Annotated in this window: 20 protein-coding genes; 5 read left to right on the top strand and 15 right to left on the bottom strand. The window is 65.8% G+C overall.

The window, feature by feature from the left end; translation table 11 throughout:
• Positions 1–32: 32 nt before the first annotated feature.
• The 3 genes from QX135_RS16675 to QX135_RS16665 all read right to left on the bottom strand — a co-directional run bounded on the left by QX135_RS16675 (position 33) and on the right by QX135_RS16665 (position 7,222).
• Positions 33–2,342: a caspase domain-containing protein gene (locus QX135_RS16675; protein WP_316234172.1), complete on the bottom strand. Its 2,310-nt coding sequence runs from the start codon at positions 2,340–2,342 to the stop codon at positions 33–35.
• Between the two features lie 170 nt (positions 2,343–2,512).
• Entirely contained in the window at positions 2,513–6,043 is a 3,531-nt protein-coding gene (dnaE, locus tag QX135_RS16670) for a DNA polymerase III subunit alpha (protein ID WP_315775306.1), read from the bottom strand.
• A gap of 465 nt (positions 6,044–6,508) precedes the next feature.
• Positions 6,509–7,222, bottom strand: a complete 714-nt coding sequence (locus QX135_RS16665; protein ID WP_315770845.1) for an outer membrane protein — start codon at positions 7,220–7,222, stop codon at positions 6,509–6,511.
• A gap of 269 nt (positions 7,223–7,491) precedes the next feature.
• Between QX135_RS16665 and QX135_RS16660 the strand changes: the two genes are divergently transcribed.
• Positions 7,492–7,827, top strand: coding sequence for a DUF3551 domain-containing protein (locus tag QX135_RS16660; RefSeq protein ID WP_315738242.1), 336 nt, complete (start codon positions 7,492–7,494; stop codon positions 7,825–7,827).
• 106 nt (positions 7,828–7,933) lie between these two features.
• Here QX135_RS16660 and QX135_RS16655 read toward each other — a convergent pair whose 3' ends face one another.
• Positions 7,934–8,707 carry an outer membrane protein gene (locus QX135_RS16655; RefSeq protein WP_315711586.1) on the bottom strand — a complete coding sequence of 258 codons (774 nt, stop codon included), beginning with the start codon at positions 8,705–8,707 and terminating at the stop codon, positions 7,934–7,936.
• 57 nt (positions 8,708–8,764) lie between these two features.
• Here QX135_RS16655 and QX135_RS16650 point away from each other — a divergent pair, with 57 nt between their 5' ends.
• Positions 8,765–8,902: a hypothetical protein gene (locus tag QX135_RS16650; protein WP_315738243.1), complete on the top strand. Its 138-nt coding sequence runs from the start codon at positions 8,765–8,767 to the stop codon at positions 8,900–8,902.
• Positions 8,903–9,152: 250 nt separating this feature from the next.
• On the opposite strand, the gene QX135_RS16645 is transcribed toward QX135_RS16650, so the two are convergent.
• Positions 9,153–9,923 (bottom strand): helix-turn-helix transcriptional regulator, encoded by a 771-nt coding sequence (locus tag QX135_RS16645; RefSeq protein WP_316176388.1) that lies wholly within the window; start codon positions 9,921–9,923, stop codon positions 9,153–9,155.
• A 141-nt stretch (positions 9,924–10,064) separates the two neighbouring features.
• Between QX135_RS16645 and QX135_RS16640 the strand changes: the two genes are divergently transcribed.
• Positions 10,065–11,144, top strand: a complete 1,080-nt coding sequence (locus QX135_RS16640; protein ID WP_315780223.1) for a zinc-binding alcohol dehydrogenase family protein — start codon at positions 10,065–10,067, stop codon at positions 11,142–11,144.
• A gap of 12 nt (positions 11,145–11,156) precedes the next feature.
• Here QX135_RS16640 and QX135_RS16635 read toward each other — a convergent pair whose 3' ends face one another.
• From QX135_RS16635 to QX135_RS16590, 10 genes are all read right to left on the bottom strand, one after another.
• Entirely contained in the window at positions 11,157–11,858 is a 702-nt protein-coding gene (locus tag QX135_RS16635) for an ABC transporter ATP-binding protein (protein ID WP_315738246.1), read from the bottom strand.
• Between the two features lie 7 nt (positions 11,859–11,865).
• The gene (locus tag QX135_RS16630) at positions 11,866–13,149 is read right to left on the bottom strand and encodes a lipoprotein-releasing ABC transporter permease subunit (RefSeq protein ID WP_315711581.1); all 1,284 of its coding nucleotides are present in this window, start codon (positions 13,147–13,149) and stop codon (positions 11,866–11,868) included.
• Between the two features lie 94 nt (positions 13,150–13,243).
• A complete protein-coding gene (gene proS, locus QX135_RS16625) occupies positions 13,244–14,578 on the bottom strand; it encodes a proline--tRNA ligase (protein ID WP_316176389.1) in 1,335 nt (444 codons plus the stop codon).
• A gap of 209 nt (positions 14,579–14,787) precedes the next feature.
• The gene (locus QX135_RS16620; protein WP_315810872.1) at positions 14,788–15,285 is read right to left on the bottom strand and encodes a TlpA disulfide reductase family protein; all 498 of its coding nucleotides are present in this window, start codon (positions 15,283–15,285) and stop codon (positions 14,788–14,790) included.
• Positions 15,282–16,508, bottom strand: coding sequence for a sialidase family protein (locus QX135_RS16615; RefSeq protein WP_316176390.1), 1,227 nt, complete (start codon positions 16,506–16,508; stop codon positions 15,282–15,284). Before QX135_RS16615 ends, QX135_RS16620 begins: the two co-directional genes overlap by 4 nt.
• An 8-nt stretch (positions 16,509–16,516) precedes the next feature.
• Entirely contained in the window at positions 16,517–18,907 is a 2,391-nt protein-coding gene (locus QX135_RS16610) for a TonB-dependent receptor family protein (RefSeq protein ID WP_316176391.1), read from the bottom strand.
• Between the two features lie 91 nt (positions 18,908–18,998).
• A complete protein-coding gene (locus QX135_RS16605) occupies positions 18,999–19,442 on the bottom strand; it encodes a DUF2946 family protein (RefSeq protein ID WP_316176392.1) in 444 nt (147 codons plus the stop codon).
• A 63-nt stretch (positions 19,443–19,505) separates the two neighbouring features.
• Positions 19,506–20,024, bottom strand: a complete 519-nt coding sequence (locus QX135_RS16600; RefSeq protein WP_315770855.1) for a copper chaperone PCu(A)C — start codon at positions 20,022–20,024, stop codon at positions 19,506–19,508.
• A 138-nt stretch (positions 20,025–20,162) separates the two neighbouring features.
• Positions 20,163–20,528, bottom strand: coding sequence for a DUF2946 family protein (locus QX135_RS16595; protein WP_316176393.1), 366 nt, complete (start codon positions 20,526–20,528; stop codon positions 20,163–20,165).
• Positions 20,529–21,061: 533 nt separating this feature from the next.
• Entirely contained in the window at positions 21,062–21,907 is an 846-nt protein-coding gene (locus tag QX135_RS16590; RefSeq protein ID WP_316176394.1) for a metallophosphoesterase family protein, read from the bottom strand.
• A 197-nt stretch (positions 21,908–22,104) separates the two neighbouring features.
• Between QX135_RS16590 and QX135_RS16585 the strand changes: the two genes are divergently transcribed.
• Both QX135_RS16585 and QX135_RS16580 read left to right on the top strand, forming a co-directional pair.
• The gene (locus QX135_RS16585) at positions 22,105–23,127 is read left to right on the top strand and encodes a sugar ABC transporter substrate-binding protein (protein WP_315711569.1); all 1,023 of its coding nucleotides are present in this window, start codon (positions 22,105–22,107) and stop codon (positions 23,125–23,127) included.
• Between the two features lie 11 nt (positions 23,128–23,138).
• Positions 23,139–24,644, top strand: coding sequence for a sugar ABC transporter ATP-binding protein (locus QX135_RS16580; protein WP_316176395.1), 1,506 nt, complete (start codon positions 23,139–23,141; stop codon positions 24,642–24,644).
• Positions 24,645–24,648 lie beyond the last annotated feature (4 nt).

Genomic DNA, 24,648 nt, shown 5'->3' with positions numbered 1-24,648 from the left:
GCAACCGGCGCGCCGCGGCTGCGCCGGCCGGCTCAGCAATGCGGCACGTTCGGTGGACACCGCTTGCCCGGGGCCTGCGGCGGAGCAGGTCGCGGCGGTGGTGCTGCCGGTCTCGCCATCGGCGGCGGTGCGGCGGGCCGCGCCATCGCGGCCACCGGCGGCGGGCTTGGACGTGCCATCTGCGGCGGCGGGCTCGGACGCGCCATTGGCGGCGGCGGAGCCGGCCGCATCATCGGCGGCGGAGCGGGCCGGGCCATCGGGGGCGGCGCCGGCCGGGCCATTTGTGGCGGAGGAGCTGGGCGCATCACAGGCGGCGGCGCGGGCCGCGCCGGCGCCGCTCGAAGCACGGGCGCAGCCGGCGGCCGTGGCGGCGGCGGACTCAGCCGCGCAGCCGTCGGCGGCGCTGCGCGATGCTGGATCTGGTCGGGCACGGCCGGCTGCAGCCGCGGTCGCGCGTCCGGTGCGTGTGGAATGGCCGCCGGCGCAACCGGGCGAGGAGCCACGGCCGCGGGAGGTGCGGCGGGTACGCCGGGCGGCGTGCGGTTCGCCCGCATGTCCGGCCGGATCGCAGGCGTCTGCACCGCAGCGGGAAGCCCCGGCGCGCCACGTTGGCCCGGCACCGGAAGCGCATTCGCGTTTGGCGGGCCCTGCCCCGGCCGGCCGGCCGGATTTGGAAGCGCAGCCTGCGGAACGCCAGCAGGCAACGGTCCGCCCGGTCCGGCGGGTCGCGCGGCAGGATTGGCGACCGGTGCGGGCGGCGGCACCTTGCCCTGCTGGATCAGGGTCGCGCGCTGCATCACCGCGGGCGGCAATGCCGGCGCCGTCGCCACGGCCGGCTGGGTTGCCGCAGCGGGACCGGTGGACATCGGACCGGCAGGTGCGGGACGATTGATCACGGTGTTGATGACCGCGGTGTTGTGGATGTTCTGGTAGATGATGTTGTTCGGCGGCGGCGCAACGAAAGCCGGCGGCCGGACATAGACCGGGATCGGCACGAACACCGGCCGCGGCAGGATGAACAGGCCGACCGGCGCGAACGGCGGCGGCAGCTCCACGAACTCCGGCGGAGGCGGCGGCAGGATGTAGACCGGCGGCGGGGGCGGCGGCACGAAATCGAATTCGGGATCCGAGAACAGCAGCACCGGACGTTCGACATAGATCACCTCGTCGAGCGGCGGCGGCGGCACGTCGTATTCGATCATCGCGAAGGTCGGCGGCGGCGCCGGCGCTGCCGACAACATCGCCAGCCGCCGCCGGGCGTCCTCGGCATGCGCGCCATAGGGATAGCGCTTCAGATAGGACCAATAGGCTTCCGGGCTGTCGGTGCGAAACGTCCGCCGCCAGGTCAGCGCCTCGCGGCGAGCGGCGACCAGGGCGCGCACGCGCCGCGCCAGCGGATCGCTCGGATAGGCGGCGATGAAATCCTCATAGCCCTGCAGCGTGTCGCGCTCCAGCGCGGCGGCATAGGCCTCCTGCACCGGCAGTTCGCGGATCGGGCGCGAGCGCAGCGCCGCGGTCTGCTCGGGCGAATCCGGCGTGGCCGGCGCGTCCGGCGCCCGCTCGAAGAAGGTGAAGGCGGCCTGGATCTTCTGCGCATCCCACGGCACCTGCGCGCCCTTGGTCTCCTCGTTGACGCGCAGCCGCAGCCTATCGAACACCTCCGGCAGCGACAGGCCGCCGGTGCGGATCATCTCGGCGAGCGAGCGCGCGTAGATGCCATAGGCGCCGGTCTCGTTCGGCGCGATCGTGCCCGGCGCCGCATTGAAGGCGATCAGCATGTTGGCATCGGGCTCGACCAGCGCCAGGCCGCCGGCGATCGCCGGGCCGCCGGCAATGAAGGGCTGCTGACGCGCGGCATCGAGCACCACGACGCTGGCCTTCACCGGCGTCGCCGCAAGCTGGCGGATGTAGTCGCTGAGGCGCAGGCCCTCGGTCGGAATGTCGACGTCGCTGCCGATGTTGGCGTCGACGGGAAGAAAATAGTTCTCGCCGGCGAGCTGCATGCCGTAGCCGGCGAGATAGACCATCGCGACGGTGTTGGTGTCGGCTGACTGGGCCTTGTGAATGAAATCGCGAAAGCTCTTGCGCAGCGTGTCGGCATCGAGGTCGCGGGCGCCCACCACGTCGAAGCCCGCCGCCTGCAGCGTCTGCGCAATCAGGCCGGCATCGTTGGCCGCCGTGGCCAGCGGACCCTTGGCATAGGCCCCGTTGCCGATCACCAAGGCGATGCGCTTTTCGGCGCCGGGCTGCTGCGCTGCAGCAAGCCGCGGCAAGCCCGCCAAGGCGAGCAGGCAGAGCGAGACACTCAGGACGATCTTCGCGGTGATCTTGGTCAAGCGCATGGTTCAAGCCCCTTCGAGGCACCCGCCGCGGATTCAGCGGGAGAATGGCTGAACCGCGGTTGAACGAAGGCATGTCCGTACGGCCCACGCGCAGCTTTTTTGTTCCTCGTCCCCCCGTTCGACCAGCAAGATCGCCGGACGCAGCCGCTCCAGTGGAACGATCGCCTCGATTACAGCTGCTGCACGTCGACCACGCCGGTCACCGCCTTGATGGCACCTGCGATTTGTGGCGAAACCTTGAAGCGCCCCGGCAGCTTCATCTCCACCTCGGTTTCGAGGTCCAGCATCATGACCAGCGACACCTCGCCTTCGCCTGCGGCGGTGCGGGGCGCCAACGGCGGCGCGGCGCTCTTGGCGATCGCCCCGTTGCCATTGGCCGCGACACCTTCCGGCCCCTGCAGGCGCTTGACGATGGAGTCGAGCGGCTTGGTGTCGCGCAGGAAGATGCGCAGGCCACGTTGCGTCTTGGCGGCGGCATCATCGAGCGGCTCGGCATGGAGTACGCGCGCGCGCACATCCTCGCCCTGCAGCTCGGCGCCGAGCTGCAGCAGCACCGCCGCGCCCGGCTCGAGCACGTCGCGATATTGTGCGAGGCCTTCGGAGAACAGCACCGCCTCGAAATGGCCTGTCGGATCCGACAGGCCCATGATGCCCATCTTGTTGCCGGTCTTGGTGCGCCGCTCCATGCGCGACACCACGGTGGCGGCGACCTTGCCCGCGGTCGCGCCGGTCTTCACCGCGCGCGAGAACTCGGCCCAGCTCTGGACGCGCAGGCGCTTCAGCGCCGCGGCGTAGTCGTCGAGCGGATGGCCCGACAGGAAGAAGCCGATCGCATCATATTCGCGCCGCAGACGCTCGGCCGGCAGCCAGTTCTCGATGTTGGGCAGGATGATCGCGGGCGCGTCGGCGGCGTTGCCGAACATGTCGTTCTGGCCCGAGGTCGCGGCCTCGTGCGCGCGCTGGCAGGCGGCGACAATGGCGTCGGCGCCGGCGAACACGCGCGCGCGGTTCTTGTCGAGCACGTCGAACGCACCGGCCGCAGCCAGCGTCTCGATGATGCGCTTGTTGATCGCGCGCGGATTGACGCGGGAGGCGAAGTCGGCGAGCGAGGTGAACGGCCCGCCCTTGTTGCGGGCCTCCACGATCATCTCGATCGCCTGCGGCCCGACGCCTTTCAATGCTGCCAGCGCGTAGAAGATGGTGTTGCCGCTGACCTCGAAGGTCGGGCCCGAGCGGTTGATCGACGGCGGCTCGACCTTGATGCCCAGGCGCTGCGCCTCGGTACGAAATTCCGAGAGCTTGTCGGTGTTGTTGAGATCGAGCGTCATCGACGCTGCGATGAACTCCACCGGATAATGCGCCTTCATGTAGGCGGTGTGGTAGGACACCAGCGCGTAGGCGGCCGCGTGCGACTTGTTGAAGCCGTAGTCGGCGAACTTGGCGAGCAGGTCGAAGATCGTGTCGGCCTGGTCCTTCGGCACGCCGTTCTGGGTGGCGCCCTCGACGAAGCGGACACGCTGCTTGTCCATCTCGGCGCGGATCTTCTTGCCCATGGCGCGGCGCAGGAGGTCGGCTTCGCCGAGCGAATAGCCGGACATCTGCTGCGCGACCTGCATCACCTGCTCCTGGTAGATGATGACGCCGAAGGTCTCCTTCAGGATCGGCTCCAGGATCGGGTGCAGATATTCCGGCTCCTCCTCGCCGTGCTTGCGGGCGCAGTAGGTCGGGATGTTGGCCATCGGACCGGGACGATACAGCGCCACCAGCGCGATGATGTCCTCGAAGCGGTCCGGGCGCATGTCGATCAGCGCCCGCCGCATGCCCTGACTTTCAACCTGGAACACGCCGACCACGTCGCCCCGCGCCAGCATCTGATAGCTCGGCGCGTCGTCGATCGGCAGAGTCGCGAGATCGACGTGGACGTCGCGCTGCTTCAGAAGCTTCACGGCGACGTCGAGCACGGTCAGCGTCTTCAGGCCGAGGAAGTCGAACTTGACGAGGCCGGCGGGCTCGACCCACTTCATGTTGAACTGGGTAACCGGCATGTCCGATTTTGGATCGCGATACATCGGCACCAGCTCGCTCAGCGGCCGGTCGCCGATCACGATGCCGGCAGCGTGGGTCGAGGCGTGCCGCGTCAGGCCTTCGAGGCGCATCGCGATATCGAAGGCGCGGGCCACCACCGGGTCCTCGTCGCGGAAGGCCTGCAGCTTCGGCTCGCCCTCGATCGCGGCGGCGAGCGTCACCGGCGCGGCCGGATTCTGCGGCACCAGCTTGGTCAGCTTGTCGACCTGGCCGTAGGGCATCTGCAGCACGCGGCCGACGTCGCGCAGCACGCCGCGCGCCTGCAGGGTGCCGAAGGTGATGATCTGCGCCACCTGGTCGCGGCCGTAGCGCTGCTGCACGTAGGAGATCACCTCGCCGCGGCGGTCCTGGCAGAAGTCGATGTCGAAGTCCGGCATCGAGACACGCTCGGGATTGAGGAAGCGCTCGAACAGCAGCGCGAACCGCATCGGGTCGAGATCGGTGATGGTCAGCACCCAGGCGACCAGCGAGCCGGCGCCGGAGCCACGACCCGGCCCGACCGGAATGCCGTGTGCCTTGGCCCACTTGATGAAGTCCGACACGATCAGGAAGTAGCCCGCGTACTTCATGCGCATGATGACGTCGAGCTCGAAGGCGAGCCGCTTCTGATAGTCCTCCTCGGTCATGCCCGGCGCCATGCCGTGCACCTTGAGGCGCCGCTCCAGCCCCTCCTCCGCCTGTCGCTTCAGCTCGGCGGCCTCGGCGCTCGCGGCGTCCACGGCATCGCTGCCGGTGCCGGCGCCGACCGTGAAAAACGGCAGGATCGGCTTGCGCGTCCGCGGCCGGTACGAACAGCGCTCGGCGATCTCGACCGTCGAGGCCAAGGCCTCCGGAAGGTCGGCGAACAGCACCGCCATCTCGGCGCGGGTCTTGAAGCGGTGATCCGGCGTCAGCTGCACGCGCTCGGTGTCGGCGACCAGATGGCCGCCGGCGATGCACAGCAGCGCATCATGCGCCTCGTAGTCGTCGGCGGTCGCGAAATACGGCTCGTTGGTCGCGACCAGCGGCAGGCCCTTGCCATAGGCGATATCGATCAGGCCGCCTTCGACGCGGCGCTCGCGGTCGACCCCGTGGCGCTGCAGCTCGATGTAGAGGCGGTCGCCGAACAGGCTTGCCAGCCGCTCGCAGCGCTGCGTCGCAAGTGCCGCCATGTCGTGCTGGATCGCGAGCGAGATCGGCCCATCGGGCCCGCCGGTGAGCGCAATCAGACCATCGACACCCTCGTTCAGCCACTCGAACTTGATGTGCGGCGCCTGATGCGTCGGCGTGTCCAGGAAGGCGCGCGAGTTCAGCCGCATCAGGTGGCGGTAGCCCTCCTCGCGTGCGGCGAGCAGGACGATTCGCGAGGGCTGCGCGACCGCACCGGCATTGCGGGCATTCGGGTCCATGTCGCCGAAATCGATGGCGAGCTCGCAGCCGGCGATCGGCTGGATGCCATAGCTCGCCATCTTGTCGGAGAATTCGAGCGCACCGAACATGTTGTCGGTGTCGGTCAGCGCCAGCGCGGGCTGGCGATCGGCCTTGGCGAGTTCGCCGAGCTTGCCGATCTTGATCGAGCCCTTCAGCAGCGAATAGGCGGAGTGAACGTGGAGATGGACGAATCCGGCGCTGGACATGCTCGCTTTGCAACTTCCTGGGGCTTTTCCGAGATCGATCACGGTGTCGGGCCGGCTTCCGGGCTTGCTCGGGTCACGACCCGGCGCCATGCCCTATCTCCCGACCGACTCGCTCCGCATCATATCGGACGCCCTCCGGCGAGTCCGGCGCCCTCGCCTGCCTTGTCCCCAGCCGCTGCGCTCGGAAAACTAAAGCTGTGGAATGATTTGCGCCCAGAGCGCGATCATGCCGACGAACAGCGTGATCGACGCCAGCGCGGCGGCTTCTTGAACGAAAACCTTCAGCATCGTGACCTCCCTGAGCCAGAACATATGAAGAACAATGTTCCTTTTCTGTTCTCAGGTCAAGCGCGCTGATCGACCCGTTGCCGCGCCCGCGCCGCAGATGGTTAATCCGGCCCACAAACAAGAAGCCCCGGCGCGAACGCCGGGGCTTTGCAATCCGCCGATCGTGCGCGGAGCGACTCAGTACCGCGTCGCGACCGGGCCGCCGAAGCGGTAGTTCAGGCGGGCGGTGAACAGATCGACGTCCTGCTTGATGCTGTCGGAGCCGAGCGCGCCGAAGCTGACGGTCTGGCGATCCATGAACAGATGGTCGTACTCGACGCCCAGCGACCAGTTCGGCGCGAAGCCGTATTCGAGTCCGGCACCGACCACGCCGCCCCAGCGCGTGTCGTCGTTGGAGGCGAGGAACGCGCCGGTCGCCGCGTTGGTGATCGTGTACTTGTTGCTGGTCACAGCCGCGCCGCCCTTGGCGTAGAGCAGCACGTTGTTGATGGCATAGCCGACCTGGCCGGTGAACAGGCCGAACGCATCGGTCTTGGTGCGGTTACGCGTTCCGAACAGCGCGCTCTGATTGTCGCCGGTGAGGTCGGCCCAATTGCCCTGCGCCTCGACGCCGAACACGATCTGGCCCATCTGCCAGCGATAGCCGACCTGGCCACCGACGGTGCCGCCGGATGCATCATGCGAACCCTCGCGGCCGCCGCCGACCAGATCCCAGGTGTTCTCGCTCCAGCCGCCGCCACCGTTCACGCCGATGTAGAAGCCGCTCCAGTCATAGATCGCAGCCATCACCGGCGGCGGTGCCTTCGTGTAGGGACGCGCAGCGAGATCCGCGGCAAGCGCCGGCGAGGCCAGCACCACGAGCGCCGTCGTCGTCAACAGAAGTTTCTTCATCACAGGTCCAGTCTCGTCTCATTTGGCCCCCAGGCCAGCCGCATCTCTTAACGATCTGCGCCACAATTGCTGTAGCCGCTCGGTCACAGCTCGCTGCTGAAAAGCCACGAGACATGTTGGGAAATTAATCTTTAATCACAGTGTGTTGATGGAACTTTCCAGCTTGCAATCGAGGGCCGACCGACTACACACGCGTGAGGGCCGTCGCGCCGGTGCTTCGCCATGAAGCGCGCGCGTTCTGGTCATCAAGGGATGAAGGGAGATCGTTGATGCGTGAGGTTTTATTTGCGGCCCTGGCTGCAGCCGGCCTCGTGGTCGCAACCCATGCGCCGGCTCACGCCGTCGGTGTCAGGCATGCGTTCTGTCTGCAGGGTGATGAGTTTCCGGGCTTGAGCCACTGCACCTTCGACACTTACGCGCAATGCCAGGCGACGGCGTCGGGACGCCTGCTGAACTGCATCGCGAATCCCTATTTCGCCGGCGTCAGCAATGACCCGCGCGCGACGCCCTATCCGTATCCGCACAGGCAACGGATCAAGCCGCGTCCGCCGGCGCCAAATCCCTACGCGCCGTTCCCCAACCCATTCGTGTTCGAAGAGGACTGACCCGTCCCCACCTTCGACGCAGCGAGCTGTCGTCTCAGGCCATACCATCGAAGGTTCGTCGAAGCCGTGGCTCCGACGAACCGAAGCAATCGAGGGTGACGTTGCGTCAGCGCATCATCCCGAAACCCGGACCGAACTTGTAGTTCAGCTTCACGAGCCCGATGTCGACATCCTGCTTGATGCGATGAGTCATCGCGGGCGCGCCGGCCGCGGCGACGAAGTTCAGGTTCTTGTTGCCCAGGAAGATGTGGTCGTACTCGACGCCGACCGACCAGTTCGGCGCGAAGCCATATTCGAGGCCGGCACCGATCGTGCCACCCCAACGCGTGGTGTTGGCGCGATCGAGCATCACGTTGGTGCCCGTGGTGAAGGTGTCGTAGCGATCGCCGACGACCGCGGCACCGCCCTTGATATAGCCGAGAATGTTGTCGAAGGCATAGCCGACCTGGCCGGTGAACAGGCCGAAGCCGTTGGTGCGTGAACGGTCGCTGACATTGGGAAGAATCAGGTTGCGATTCGTGCCTTTGAAATTCGCCCAGTCGCCCTGCGCCTCGACGCCGAACACCCAATTGGCCATCTGATAGCGGTAGCCGACCTGGCCGCCGACGGCCGCGCCGCCGCCGCCGGAGCAGCCTTCGCGGTTGGCTGCCGGGTTCACCGCCACACCGGCGTTCGAAACCAGATTCCAGCAATCCCGACTGGAACCTCCGCCGGCGTTGAAGCCGACATAGAAGCCGCTCCAGTCGTACACCGTCGCCACGACGGCGGGCGGCGCCTTGGTGTACGGCCCCTTCTTCATTGGAAGATCAGCTGCGAATGCAGACGTCGCCGCGGCGATTGCGCCGAGCCCCACCGTTGCGCCGAAAAGCGTCTTCATCATCGAACTCCGTAGCTTCTGTCCCAAAGTCCCCAGGCCCTCTGGTTTCGTGCGAAAAACATGCAGCGCGACGAAGCGATCCTGCCACCCGCATTCGCTCCGCCGACATCAACCGATGTGCAGATCAGAACCATTCTTTCCGGCTTTTATGGGATTGGGCGCAAAGGCCTGTTTTCCAAGGCTTTGCCCGCAACATGAACAAACAACTAATAAGATGTAAGGAGGAGTCGTGGCCGGCGTCCATCCATGGCCACAATACGCGCGACGGCAAAATCGTGATCGGGAAACTCCCGGTCACGGAACGAACCCTGTCACGTCTCAGTCGTGAATTCTTCAGGGCAGCACGACGAGTCTTGCGAATGCGTAGCATCATCATGCGCAAAGCGGACGAATGTGTGGTGCTTCCCGGCCCATGCTGAACGCACGCTCGTCCGGAGCGGCATCGTCATCACGTGTAGTAGATCGCCAACTTCAGCGCGGGATCGTCATTGGACTGGAAGGTCGCGTATCGCAGCCTCACGCGGCCCTTCTTCGGATGCTCGAGCAGCTTCTCGCCGGCAGCAAGCGCATTGACGTCGTGCGCCGCCCACAGGCCGTCGAACTCGCGGCTGCCGCGCCGAAGCCGCTCGATCAGATCGACGAAAGCGGGATCGCCCGCCCACAGATCGTAGGTCGCGCGAAACTGCGCGACCATGCGTTGCGCCAGCTCCTTCCATTGCGAGCCGAACAGCCGGCGCACGCCGGGCTTGCACAGCATCAGCACCAACGTGTTGCGCTCATCGTCGGCGAGTTGAGAGAAGCCGAAGATCTCGTCCGCCGCGGCATTCCAGGCCAGCACATCCCATCGCCGTCCTGAGATGTAGGCCGGCTGGTTCAGACTCTGCACGAGCTCGCGCAGCCGGACCGGCACCTGCTCGCGCACGAACGGCTTGCGCGTAGGATCGCGCACCAGCGCCTTGAGATGAGCATGCTCGGTTCGGCTCAGGCGCAGGGCGCGCGCCAGCGCATCGATGGTCGAGGAGGACGGCTTCACGGCCCGGCCCTGCTCGATTCGGATGTACCAGTCGACGCCGATGCCAGCGAGCTCGGCCACTTCCTCCCGTCGCAGCCCTGCGGTGCGTCGCCGCCGCCCGGCCGCGAGTCCGACCGCTTGCGGCGTCAGCTTCTCGCGCCGCGAGCGCAGGAAGTTGCCGAGCTCGGCATGTCGCGGATCACTCATGTGCTGGATCCCTCATGGTTCGCTCCCGCGGGAGGTGTGGCCAGCGTGGGCTTGCCTAATCCCAGGATAATACCAGGCCTTCCTGCGCGGAGCATAGACCGGCAGGCTGGAGCCTCGCCACCGCGAAAATGGAGAAGGACCATGAAGGCCGCCGTGCTCAAACGATTTGGATCGCCGCTCGAGATCGAGCATGTCGAAGACCCCGTGCTCGGCACCGGCGAAATCATCGTCGACATCGCCGCGGCCGGCGTGCTGTCCTATGCGAATGAAGTGTTCAGCGGCGAACGGAAGTACCTGCTGGACCTGCCGGTGATCCCCGGCACCGGAGGGGTCGGCCGGGTCAGCGCCCTCGGCCCCGACGCGACGCATCTCGCCATCGGCGACTGGGTGTTCTGCGATCCAACCGTGCGCTCGCGTGACGCAGCCTTCGCCCCCGACATCACCCTGCAGGGCTTGAGCGCGCGCGGACCGGGCGGGCTGAGGCTGCAACAATATTTCCGGCACGGCTCGTTTGCCGAACGGATGCGCGTGCCGACGGAGAACGCCAAGCCGATCGGGGCCATCGACACTGATGACGCTGCGCGCTGGTGCGCGCTCGGCACCCTGCTCGTGCCCTATGGCGGCTTTATTGCCGCCAATCTGCACGCGGGCGAGACCGTCCTGGTCAGCGGCGCCACCGGCAGGTTCGGCAGCGCCGCGGTCGCGGTGGCGCTTGCCATGGGCGCCGCTGCGGTCGTGGCGCCCGGCCGCAACGAGGTCATGCTGGCGGAGCTGAAGCGCCGGTTTGGATCCCGCGTCCATCCGGTCAGGCTCTCGGGCGACGAGGGCGAGGACATCGCACGCATGAAGCGCGCGGCGCCGCGCCCGATCGACTGTGTGCTCGACATCATGCCGCCGTCGGTCACCGCCCAGGTCGTGCGGTCGGCCGTGATGACCGTGCGTCCCTATGGGCGCGTGGTGCTGATGGGCGGCGTCGGGATGCTGGGCGGAGCCGGGCTCGAGCTGCCCTATCCCTGGATCATGCGCGAGTGCGTCACGATCCACGGCGTCTGGATGTACCCGCCAAGCGCGACGGTCAGGATGGTGGAGCTGATCAGGGCCGGGCTGCTCGACCTTGCGCAGTTCGAGCCGACCTGTTTCGACCTCGATCATGCCAACGACGCGGTCGCCCATGCCGCCGCCCATCGCGAGCCGTTCAAGATGACGGTGATCAGGCCCTGACTGCGGCCGGACTCAGTCGAGCTCGACGACCTTGCCGCCGACGATGGAGACGCGCCGGTCCATGCGGCCCGCCAGCTCCATGTTGTGGGTCGCGATCAGCATCGCGACCCGCGTTGCCTTCACAAGCTGCATCAGCGCGTGAAAGACGTGATCGGCGGTGCCAGGATCGAGATTGCCGGTCGGCTCGTCCGCCAGCAGCGCACGCGGCGCATTGGCGACCGCACGCGCGATCGCGACGCGTTGCTGCTCGCCGCCGGAGAGCTCGGCCGGACGGTGCTTGATGCGCTCGCCGAGCCCGAGATAGGCCAGGATCTCGGTCGCCCGCTTCACGGTCTCCGACCGCTTGAGGCCGCGGATCATCTGCGGCAGCATCACGTTCTCCAGCGCCGTGAACTCCGGCAGCAGCCGGTGCGACTGGTAGACGAAACCGATATCGGTCCTGCGCATCTGGGTGCGCTCGATGTCAGTGAGCTGCGACGTCGGCACGCCCCCGACATAGACCTCGCCCTCGTCGGGGCTCTCGAGGAGGCCCGCGATGTGCAGCAATGTCGACTTGCCCGAGCCCGACGGCGCCACCAGCGCCACCGACTGCCCCGCCCACAACGCCAGCTTGGCGCCGTCCAGGATGGTCAGCTGCTGCTCGCCCTGCATGTACCGCCGCTTGATCTCGTGGAGATAAACGACCGGCACATCCTCTGCCCCCTGCTCTTCCATCAGCGCCTCACTCGTAGCGAAGCGCTTCGACCGGGTCTAATCGGGCCGCGCGCCATGATGGATAGAGCGTAGCCAGGAAAGACAGGGTCAAGGCCATGATCAGAACGGCCGCGGTCTCGCCGGCATCGATCTCAGCCGGCAGCTTCGACAGGAAATAGAGCTCATTGGGAAACAGATCGGTGCTCGTCAGCCAGGACAGAAACTTCCTGATCGAATCGATATTCATCGAGATCAGGAGGCCGACGACGAATCCGGTGAGCGTGCCGACCACCCCGATCGAGGCGCCGGTGATCAGGAATATCCGCATGATCGCCCCCTGCGAAGCCCCCATGGTGCGCAGCACGGCGATGTCCTGGCCCTTGTCCTTGACCAGCATGATCAGTCCCGAAACGATGTTGAGCGCCGCGACCAGGACGATCAAGGTCAGGATCAGGAACATCACGTTACGCTCGACCTGCAGCGCATTGAAGAAGGTCGAGTTGCGCTGGCGCCAGTCGACGAGAAAGATGGGTCGGCCGGCCGCCTCGGTCACCGTCTTGCGAAACTCCTCCACCTTGTCGGGATTGCTGGTGAAGATCTCGATCGCGGTGACGTCGTTGTTGCGATTGAAATAGGCCTGCGCTTCGGCCAGCGGCATGAAGACGAAGCTGGCGTCGTATTCCGACATCCCGATCTCGAACACTGCCGCGATCTTGTAGGGCTTGATGCGCGGCGTGGTGCCCATCGGCGTCACGGCGCCCTTTGGGGCGACCAGGGTGATGCTGTCGCCGGCATGCAGCGACAGCTGGTCCGCGAGCCGGCGCCCGATCGCCACGCCCTGCCCCTCGTCGAAACCTTCCAGCGAGCCCTGCTTGATGTTCTTGGCGATCGACGTCAGGTTCGTGAGGTCCTGCGCGCGAATGCCGCGGATGAACACGCCTGACGCATTGAATGGCGACGAGCCCAGACCCTGTCCGTCAACCACCGGCGCGGCAAGGCGGATGCCCTGCACCTGCGCGATCCGCTCGGAGACGTCCTTCCAGTCGGTGAGCGGCGACTCCAGCGGCTGCACCAGCAAATGCCCGTTCAGACCGAGGATCTTGTCGAGCAGCTCCTTGCGGAAGCCGTTCATCACCGCCATCACGATGATCAGGGTGGCGACGCCGAGCATGATGCCGAGGAAGGAGAACCCGGCGATGACGGAGATGAACCCCTCCCGGCGGCGCGCACGCAGATAGCGCCCCGACAGCATCCACTCGAAGGGAGCGAAGGGGGTGGTGGTCTGCACCGGTTCGGTCATGGCGTCATCCATTGTGCGATCATCCCATGATTCGGGCCGAATGTGGCCGGATTGGCCTGAAGGGACGGGCAGCCCCGGTGGATAATCCGATGATCGAACGCGCGTCTCAGCCAGCCAATGTTCCGCCGCCGAGCCGTGCCACGACGTCCGCGGGGGACATCATCTGGCGGGCGCCGTCGCTGCGGGTCTTCACCTCAACCTTGCCCTCGGCAAGGCCCTTGGGGCCGACCATGATCTGCCAGGGGATGCCGATGAGGTCGGCCGTGGCGAACTTGCCGCCGGCACGCTGCTCGGTGTCGTCGTAGAGCACGTCGACCCCCTTGGCGAGGAGATCGCGATAGAGCTGCTCGCAGGCAGCATCGGTGTCGGAGCCGCCCTGCTTCAGGTTGAGGATCACGGCGCGGAACGGAGCGACCTCCTCCGGCCATCTGATGCCGGCGTCGTCGTGACAGGCCTCGATGATCGCACCAGCCAGCCGTGACACGCCGACGCCATAGGAGCCGCCGTGGATGGCCACCTCCGCCCCATCGGGGCCCGCGACCAGCGCCTTCATCGGCTCGGAATATTTGGTGCCGAAATAGAAGATCTGGCCGACCTCGATGCCGCGGGTATGGACCCGCCGCTCAGCCGGCACCTCGGCTTCGAAGCGGGCGGCGTCATGGACGTCCTCGGTCGCCGCATAGAGCGACGTCCATTGCTTGATGATCGGCGTCAGGTCGCCGTCATAATCGACGGAGGCCGGAGGGATCGGCAGGTCGAGCACATTGCGGTCGGAGTAGACGCCGGATTCACCGGTCTCCGCGAGCACGATGAACTCATGGCTGAGATCGCCCCCGATCGGACCGGTCTCGGCGCGCATCGGGATGCCCTTCAGGCCCATCCGCGCAAAGGTGCGCAGATAGGCGACGAACATCTTGTTGTAGGCGCGCCGCGCGCCGGCCTCGTCGAGGTCGAACGAATAGGCGTCCTTCATCAGGAATTCGCGGCCGCGCATCACGCCGAAGCGGGGACGCTGCTCGTCGCGGAATTTCCATTGGATATGATAGAGATTGAGCGGCAGGTTACGGTAGGACTTCACATAGGCACGGAAGATCTCCGTGATCATTTCCTCGTTGGTCGGCCCGTACAACAACTCACGCTTGTGGCGGTCGCTGATGCGCAGCATCTCCGGACCGTAGGCATCGTAGCGGCCACTCTCGCGCCAGAGATCGGCGAGTTGCAATGTCGGCATCAGCAGTTCCAGCGCGCCGGCGCGGTTCTGCTCCTCGCGCACGATCTGCTCGATCTTCTTCAGCACCTTGAAGCCCAGCGGCAGCCAGGCATAGATCCCGGCCGCCTCCTGCCGCAGCATGCCGGCGCGCAGCATCAACCGGTGCGAGACGATCTCGGCTTCCTTCGGATTTTCTTTCAGAATGGGCAGGAAAAACCGCGACAGACGCATGGGCGAGGCCTTCGAGATTCGGTTCGGGCTGGCGCAGTCAAACCGGATCAGGCGGCAAAACACAAGGCTGGGTTTGAGAAAAAGCGGCTAAGCCGCCGGATTCCCAATCAATTTACCGGTTTCCCTGAAGTGGAGGATGAACCCCGCCGCGGCGCCATCTCAAGGCTGGCCGCGGCGCGGCCAGCCTTGATCCCCTCGCCCGGACCGTCCTAGCGCGACCGTCCCTGCTCCGAGGACCATTTGTCGAGATCGCTGATCTCGGCGCTGCCTTCGATGGTCGAGACGACGCCCTCGCGGGTCACGAGCATCGTGCGCGGAATGTCGCCCTGCCAGGACGGATCGATCTCGAACCGGAGGCGCTCCACATAGCCGTCGGCGAAAATGAAGTTCTCCGCCGTGGAAAGACCGGCCTTGTCCAGCATGGCCTGGGTCGCGGCATTCAGATTGGGCACGAGGTCGGCGCTGACCGTGACCACGTCGATCTCGGGATGATCGGACATGAACTTGCCGAGCTGCGGCAGCTCGATCTTGCAGGGGCCGCAGGTGACGCCCCAGAAATGGATCAGGGTCGGACGACCCGCATGGGCCCGCAGCACCTCGCGCCACGTGCCGCGCTCGAACGGCTTGAGCGATGGCGGCGCTGCGGTGCTCGACGCCGTCAAGGCGACGAGGCCAAAGATCGCAAGGGCAGCGAATGCGCGTTTCATGACTCATCTCCGATCGGCTGCAACCGATAGCCGTCCGACTTGGTCATCCAGGACAGGAAGATCTGCTTGCCACGGGCGACCAGCAGCGGATGATCCGACGCATTGTCCGTGCTGGCAACGGCGCGCGGCTTCGACCACGTCTCGCCATCGTCCCGCGATTGCATTCCCATCACCGTGGTGCGCTCGCCGTCGAACTCCTTCCACACCAGTGTCGTGCTGTCCTGGGTCGCGAGCACATAGGGTCGCGTCGGATTGCGGTCGGCCTGGCCGATCGCCATCGGCTCCGAGAACGTCCGGCCGCCATCGCGCGAATGCGCGTAGAACAGCCCCTTACGAACCTTGCCGCTGGTGAACCAGGCGACATGATAGGTGCCCGCCGGCGCCACGGTCAGGCTCGGCCCCTGATGCGGGCAGGCCTTGATCTGCCAATCATCGGTGCTGACCCGGTGGACCTCGCCGGGGGTGCCGAGATCACTGAACGTGATCACGGCATGGTCGCGCACGCTGCCATCGAAAATGTTGCGGAACATCACGACCGGACGACCCGGCCCCGCGAACGCAAGCCCGAGCCGGCAACATTCGCAGGTGTTGTCCTGGGCGAGCGTCGCTTCGGCGTAGGTGGCACCGCCATCGCGCGACGACGAGAAGAACAGCCCTGCGCCCTCATAGGAACGCCCGGCGGCCTTCGCCGGCGCCCGGTTGCGCTTGTCGAGCCAGGCCACGAAGACGGTGCCATCCTGGTCCAAAGCCAGCGCCTCGAAGCGCTGGCTTTCGTTGCTGGCCGTGATCGGGCGAACCGCTGCGAAGCTTTTGCCACCGTCCTCCGACCTGGAGTACAGCACCTGCCCGTTGAAGGCCTGGTCGCGGAAAATCGAGAACGCGACCGCAACCGCGCCCTTGCCATCGACCACCAGCTTCGGCCGCGCATCGGGCCCCCAGTCGAGGTTGAGCTGCTGCTCGGTGACCGGCACGGTGGCGGAATACGTTTTCCCGCCGTCGGACGAGCTCGCAACCGAGATCCGTCCCCCGGCCATCCAAACGAGCCAGAGCTTGCCGTCGCCAGCGAAGAACGGCGTCACCTTGGTTGCGCATCGGAGCTCAGTGCCCTCGCATGCTGCCTCCGCCCCATGCTGGTGCGCCATCTGGGCTTGGGCGGTGAGCGGACAAAGCATGGCGATCGCCAGCCCGACGAGCCCGCTCCGAAGCTGTGCGATCCTTGTCATTTCGGTCCTCATCGGAATGCCACCTTCATGCCGGCCAAAAAGGCGCGCGGTGAGCCGGCGTAGATCGTCCCGGTGCCCGCCAGTCCCTGCACGCCGGCGCCCGTCACCGTATTCTGTAGGTTGTTTGCGGAGGCGATGTAGGTGCGGTCGAACACATTGCGGACCTCGAAGAAGACGTTCATCGACTTGAACGTATCCGAGGCAAGCTCGGTCTTGTAGTGGACGTTCAGATTGACGAGCTCATAGCCCGGTGCCTTCAGCAGATTGGCGTTGTCCATATAGAAGGAATCCTTCCACTGGACCTCGACGAAGGCACCAAGCCCCGCAAGCCTCCCGCTATGGTGATCGTATCCGAGCCGTGCGGTCAGCTCGTTCGGCGAGATGCCGGGAATCTTGTTGCCAACGCGGTTGAAGCTGAACAGCTTCGAGCCGCTCGCAAGGTTCTCGGTATATTCAGTGTAGACTTGGTCGAGGTAGGTGTAGGCGGCGGTGAACCGCCAGCCCGGCAGAAACCTCCAGTCGGCCGCCAATTCGACGCCGCGATGCTCCGAGCGCGGTGCATTGAAGGTGTACGACGTGTTTTGCGTACCTGTGACGGCCTGGGTGACGATCTCGTTGCGAAAGAACTCATAGAAGCCCGTCGCACTGAAGGTCAGAGACCGGTTCGGCGTCCAGTCGAAACCGACGTCGTAGCCCAGATTGGTCTGCGACTTCAGCTGGGTGTTGTTGCCGAAATCGCCGGTTGGCAACACGAACAGGTTCGAGACCTGCGGCGTGCCGTAGCCGGTGGCAACGCGGGCGCGCAGCAGCCAGTCGCTGTTCACGCGGTAGAGCAGCTCCAGCTCGGGAGCGAGATTGTCGAACTTCCGGTCCGCCGTCGTGATCGTCGTCGTTGTCGTCGCGCCGTAGGTATAGGCGGTGTTCACGCCGCGCAGATGGGTACGCTCCCAGCCGAGACCGGCCACCGCCGTCAGTGCCGCTGTCAGCTTGAGCTCCTCGCGCGCCCGCAGGCCGTAGTTGGTGGTCTCGCTCCAGGTGTTGGCCGAGAGGCCGCCGAGCGCCGCGTTGCCGCCGGGCACGACGAAGCGCGTATCTCCGGATGCGGTCAGCGTGTTGTAGAATGCGCCGAAGAAGGCGGTCGATTCCAGCCCGAAGATCTCTCCCCTTTTGGTGATGTCGCTCATGTAGTTGTAGGACGGATAGTCGCCGATCGCGCTGGTCGATCCTGTCGGCTGGCTGATGTTGCGGTCGTCGAACACGAACTGGTTGCGCCAGCTCGTGTCGTTGTCGAAGTCGTGCTCCCAGCGGCCCCCGACGATGGTGCGGCGGTCGTTGCGGCCGAGCCCGGCTTGCAGCGCGGTCTCCTGGTCCACCCCGCCGAGCGTATTGAGGCCGTTCTTGTTGAGCCCAACAGCCGCGCAGCCGGCTGCCCTGGAGGCCCAGGTGGTGCAGCCCTGCTGATACGGGTTTTGATAGTATTGGCTCAGCGTGTATCGGATTGGCAGCCGCGTGACCAGGTCGTTGTTGATGATCTTGACCGTGAAGCGGTCGTCCGGCGTCGCCTTGTAGGTGCCTAGAAAGTTGACGGTCTGGGTGTTGAACCAGCTGTTGCCGAGATAGCCGTCGCCGCGGACGTCGCTGGTGAACAGCGAGCCCTCGAAATTGCCGACCTTCTTGCCGAACGTCATGTAGTTGCTGAGATAGCCGAAGCTGCCGCCTTCGCTGCCGATCTCCGCGCCGTCGATGCTGCCGCCCGGACGGGTGCGGAAATTGATCGCGCCTCCGGTCGCATAGTTGCCGTAGAGCGCCGAGGACGGCCCGCGGATCACGTCGACCGCACCGTAGGCGTGGGGATCGATCAGGTCGCTGCGCGACAGCCCGTCCGGCTGCGTGACGGGAAAGCCATCCTCGAACAGCGCGATGTTGCGGATGCCGAAGCCGTTGCGGGCATTGGAGCCGCGGATCGAGATGCCGAGATCGCGCGGTCCGTTGCCCTGCTTGAGCGAGACGCCGGGGCTTTCGCGCAGGATGTCGCCGACGGAAAACGCAGGCCGGTCATCGTAGCGGCTGCGGTCGATCGTGGTCGCGGTCTGGCCGGACGGCGACTGGCTGAGCTGGCTGCGAGCGGCGCCGGCACCCGAGGCTGGGTCGGACACCGCTCCTCCCTGCCCGGAGCTGCTGGCCACGGATGCGGCAGGCGGCTTCGGCACGTGAGTGCGGACGGATGTTGCCTGCGCGATCGGCTTGCGCACGGCCCGTTGTGGCGCGGCGCGCGGCGCGTCGACGGTGACGGACGGCAATTCCTTCTCGGTCTCGGCGCTCGCGATCGTGGCCGATTGCAGCAGCATGAGCTGCAGGGCGAGCACGCTCACACCACCAAGGGCATGACGACGGAACATGTTTGACTTCCCCGATGCCGGCTGCACGGCCGGTCTTCCTGGTTCAGAACGGATTGGCGCGCTGCTGCGGCGCCGATGACGATTTCTGTGCTCAGGAAAGGAAGGGAGGTCCTCTTGGTTGCGCCTGTGCCCGGGCGAGCAAATGAACGAGGCGGAGCTCGCGCGCAGTCCAGACAATGGATGCCGTCAGACGCAGCGGAGCCGCATCGAATGGCGCGGGCGGCGCGTCGAGCGCCGCGGCGGCGTGCAGCACGCAGCACATGACGCAGTCGAGGCCGCAGGCGGTGCGGTCGGTATCGCCATTCGATGGCGCCGCATCCGTCTCGGCATGACAGATCACCACCCCGCCGAACGGATCGGCCGTCGCGATCGTCACAGCCGTCATGGCGGACGCCGCCACTGGCGCCAGCACCTGCAACAGCATTGCTAGCAGAGCGACCGGCAGATATCGGCCGAGCTTTCGACGGAAGCGGGCGGCAGGCCCCCGAGCACGGCCGACCGCCACCAGCCGGCTCGCGAGCGAACCGGCTATCATGGCAGCGTTCACCACCCGTTGCATCGAGGCCGGCCTCTCCGTCGGAGTCGCGGGGCGCCCGGCCTACATCTTCATGCCGGAATGATCGTGCTGCTTCATCATGCTGCCACCCTCGCCGCCCGGCCCCTTGGCGCCGACCGCCTGCACCTCGAGCGTCACGGACACCTTGCCGGCCTTCTCGAACTCCAGCGTGACCGGCAGCTTGTCGCCCTGCTTCAGCGGGCTCTTCAGATCCATCAGCATCAGGTGATAGCCGCCCGGCGCCAGCGCGACGGTCTTGCCCGGCTCGATCGTGAGTCCCTTGTCCAGCGGACGCATGGTCATGACGCCGTTGGTGACAGCCATCTCGTGAATCTCGACTCGCCCGGCGACGTCGCCCGTCACTGCGACGAGGCGGTCCGGCGCGCTGCCCTTGTTCTCGATGGTCAGATAGCCGGCGCCCGTCTTGGCGCCGCCCGGCGTGGCGCGGCTCCATGGCTGGGTGATGACGAGGTCACCGGCCTTCACATCCGCGGCGAAGGCGGCAGAAGATCCGCCCAACAGGAGAGCGAATGCAAGCAGAGAGCGTCCGAGGAAGGTCATGTCGGTTATCCTTTTCTTGGCGGCAATGCGCCGGCGGCTCGATCGATTGGCACGTGTCCGCGCGCCAGTCACGGCCGAGCAGACAACGCACGGTGGTTATGCGATTTGGGAGATAAGGGCCGCACAGCAGCCAGCGCGTCACGCTGCGGGCGGAGCCCTTGCCTGCGCGTTCGAGAAGGCCTTGGTGATCCGGCCGGCCGGATCACCGGCGCGCCACACGACCCCGCCCGATTCCCGTTGCGGTGTGGCGATGGCGGACAGCTCCGGCCCATCCAGTGTGACCGGCTGCGCCAGGCAGCACAGCGAACAGCCGTGGAGTGCGAGCTTCGCCGGCGACTCATCGTCCAACGACTGGGAACCAGACTGGCTGTGGCAGATTTCGAGGCCGCGCAGCGGGTCAGCCGCCGCTGAAGCCGCCGCCCAGGCAGCACCGATCGGCGCCAGGATCTGCACCATCAGTGCGATCAGCATGATCGGGAGAAACGCCTGCAGCCGCTGCCGCATCAAAGCCTGCCAAATGAACTGAATTCTTGTGCCCGAGCGAACGCCAGGAGTCGAGGTCGCGCAAGGCACAGTCGGCACATTTCGCCAGCGGTCGTTGATTAAGAACAATCCCGCCGCAACCGATGGGCCGACCGCTTTCACGGTAATTCAGCACCCATCACGAGAAAACACGAAAATAAAACTCGTCAATTGCAAGCACTTACCGATCATTTCAGAGAGTGCGCGAATTTTGAACAATCGTTGCCGAAAAGGATGACAAACGCAAAAAGATCGTCTACGAATTTGGGCCTCAGGCTAACGCTTGCGGAAGTCTGGTGGTCCAAGTCTCGGGAGGAGCCCTGGCGCGCAACAAGCAGCGTCACCCCGCTTAACAAGATCAAATCTGAACTTGCGGGATATCTAAAGGGTCGACACAATTTCCGAGCAGGGCCCGCTGCCCTGCTCTATTTTTTTGCAGTCGTCGCAGCGCGCCACAATATTTCCCGTTAACGGTATCGCGGGCCGGATGAACGCCGCCTGAACACGCAATCACATCAGGCCACCGCAGCCGTCGCAAAGCGCGCCAATGGAGCACGCCACCGCGCCTTGGCCGCTGGCCAGGGCAGCGTCACCGACAGCGGTTCGCGGCCGATAACGGTCCAGCGCAGCACACCATCATCCATCGCGAGAATGCCCGCCGCCTCGGCCGGATCGCCCGAGATGAACGTCTCGGTCAGCGACTGCAAGGTCAGATGCGGTGTGCCATCGACCGTCGTCAGGGTATTCCAATGAACATGCCCGGCGAGCGCGATGATCGGGCACGGCGCGTCCGCGATGGCCGTGCGGATTTCGTCGGCCTCGGCATAGGCCGCGTGTCCCGGATTGGCTTCGAAGTAGTAGTTGCCGATCTGAGCATGCCCTGACAATGGCACGTGGCTGACGAGCAAGGTTGGACGATCATCCTGCGCGAGCAGTTGGACCAGCGCGTCGAGATCGCCCGCGGAGAGGCGAAGGCCGCGCGTCGGCGTGAGAGTCACGTCGGGTTGCCAGAACACGCATCTGACATCACCGATGATCAGGGTGCGCGACCCGCTCGGACGATCCATGATCGCTTCATTGTCGGCGAGACTAAGCAATGCGACATCATGATTGCCGCTGACGTGATGATGCGTCGGCGCAAGCTTTGCAAAACACATCGCGACATCGCTTTGCAGCAGACGATCGCGCTCGGGATCTTCGTCAGAAATCCGGTCGCCGAGATCGATGACCGCATCGATGTTTTCGGCGTTCACCTCCGTGACGAAGCGCTCGAGCAATTGCAGCGCCGCCGATCCCCGCTTCGTTGGTGTATCCCGGCCGTGATGGATGTCGGCGATCACGGCAATGCGTGTCGGGGCCAAAGGCTCTCTCCCAAAGCTGCGCTGCCGCGTACCACGAGCACATCACGGTTTTCTGACATCGCGCGTGCAGCGCGACAGTCGCTCGGTGCAACGCACAACATCCGGCTGTGGCGTGATCAATGGGGTTGTGAAACACTGCTGCTCTCGGCGGCGCGATCAATGACGCCGCCGGACAACGATGGGACAGGGAGCACGGGATGTCCGGCACTAAAAAAACGTCCACGACGAGGCGCGATCTTCTCCAGGCGGCGACGGCCGCGGGCTCTGCGGCGGCCCTTCTCGCCGGCTTCGGCATCAATCCGGCGATGGCCGCCGAGATGGGCCGCTCCGAAAAGCCCCTCAAGGCGGCCTTCTCCAATGCCGGCCTGCAGGCGACCTGGTGCGCCCAGGGCAAGCAGGCCGCGGAATGGTGGGGCAAGCTGCTCAATGTCGAGGTCACCTGGTTCGACGGCCAGCTCGATGCGGTGAAGCAGCGCGCCGCAATCGACAACATGGCGTCGCAGAAGTGGGATTTCGTCGCCATCCAGGCGTTCGGCATCGGAACGCTGACGCAGCCGGTGCAGAAGATGATCGATGCCGGCATTCCCGTGATCGACATGGACACGCTGATCGCGCCGCTGGATCAGATCAACGTCCATTCGTTCCTGGCACCCGACAACGAGTTCATGGGCGCATCGGTCACGCAGGCTCTGGCGACTGCGATGGGCGGCAAGGGCAAGATCATCATGACGCAGGGCGCGCTCGGCCACACCGGCGCGCAGGGCCGCGCCAAGGGCTTCAATTCGGTGATCAAGCAGTTCCCGAACATCGAGGTGCTGGACACGCAGCCGGCCGACTGGGACGTGTCGAAGGCGGCACGGCTGTGGGAGACCTATCTCACGAAATACCCGCAGATCGACGCGGCGTTCTTCCACAATGACGACATGGCGCTCGCCGCCTACAACATCATGAAGGCGCGCAACCGCACCAACATCCTGATCGGCGGCGTCGACGCCATGCCGCCGGCGATCCAGGCGGTCAGCGAGGGCCGCATGTTCGCGACCGTCCGCAATCCGTCCTGCCGTATTCATGGCGGCGCGATCGTAGCAGGCGTCGCCGCGGTCACCGCCGGCGAGAAGAGCGGCCAGGGCATTCCGAAGCACGTCATCACCGATGGGCCCGTCGTGACCAAGGCCAATGCCGCCGGCATGCAATGGATGGAGGATCACTTCCTGATCTGAAGTCCCTCCCCATGTCGAACAGCCGCCCGCCTCTTCTGGAATTGCAGGACATCACCAAGTCGTTCGGCGGCGTCACCGCGTTGCGCGGCGTCGACTTCACGCTTCGCCCCGGCGAGATCCATGGTCTCGTCGGGGAGAACGGCGCTGGCAAGAGCACGCTGATGAAGATCATCGCCGGCGTGCACACCGGCTTCTCCGGCCGTTTCCTGCTCGACGGCCGCGAGGTTCATTTCAACTCGGTGCGGGACGCCCGTGCGGCCGGCATCGCCATGGTGCATCAGGAGCTCAGCGTCGCACCTGATCTCACGGTTGCCGAGAACGTGTTTCTCGGCAACCAGCCGACCAATGCCCTCGGTATCGTGCAGTGGCGCCGGATGGCGCGCGAGGCCGCCGAACAGCTCAAGAAACTCGGGATCGACGCCGATCCGATGAGCCGGCTCGGCGATCTCCCGATCGGACTGCAGCAACTGATCGAGATCGCGCGTGTGCTGTTCTCCGGCGCGCGCATCATCATCCTGGACGAGCCGACCTCGGCGCTGTCACCGCCCGAGGTCGAACGGCTGTTCGCGACCTTGCGCGCGCTACGCGAGCAGGGCACCGGAATCATCTTCATCTCGCACTTCATCGAAGACATTCTGCTCATCTCCGATGAGGTGACCGTCTTCCGCAACGGTCGCAAGATCATGGAGACACCTGCGGCCGATACCAGTAAGGCGGCGCTGATCGAGGCCATGATCGGCAAGGGCCGCGATGCGCTGGAGGACAGCTACACCCACGACATCACCCTGCCCGCGCCGCCGGCCGACAAGCCGGTGGTGGTCGAGGCCGCGGGCTTGTCGCTGGCGCGCAATTTGAAGCGCGTCTCATTTTCGGTGCATGCCGGAGAGGTGCTCGGCATCTACGGCTTCATGGGCTGCGGCCAGCTCGAGCTGGCGCGGATCCTATTCGGCAAGCTCGCGCCCGACGCCGGCGAGCTGCGCGTCTCGGGCGAGCGCAACCGCTTCAAGAGCACGGCGGATGCGCGCCGCGCCGGCATCGCCTTCGTGCCCGAGAGCCGCCGCGACATGCTGTTCCTGCAGGAGCCCGTCTACAAGAACGTCTCGATCAGCATCCTCGACCGGATCAACGCGGTGCTGCTGAAGCCGGCGCGCGAGCGCGCGCTCGCGAAGCGCCAGGTCGAGCAGTTGCAGATCCGTCCCGCCGACGTCGAGATCGACCTCGGCCTGCTCTCGGGCGGCAACCAGCAGAAGGTCGCGCTGGCCAAATGGCTCAGCCACCCGCCCCGGCTCCTGGTGCTGTGCGAGCCGACCCGCGGCATGGATGTTGGCGCCAAGAGCGACGTGATCGGAATCGTGCGGCAGCTGCGCGACCAGGGCATCGCCGTGATCGTGCTCTCGACCGAGCCGGAGACCGTGCTGTCGATGGCCGACCGTGTCATTGTGCTCAAGCGCGGCGAGGTCGTGCGTGAATTCGCCGGCGAGACCATCAGCAAAGACCGTCTGCTCGAGGCGGCGTAGGGAG

This window comes from Bradyrhizobium sp. SZCCHNR1098 (genome assembly GCF_032489375.1).
In the GTDB taxonomy this organism is placed as follows: Bacteria; Pseudomonadota; Alphaproteobacteria; order Rhizobiales; family Xanthobacteraceae; genus Bradyrhizobium.
This window is presented reverse-complemented; position numbering and strand designations above follow the sequence as displayed.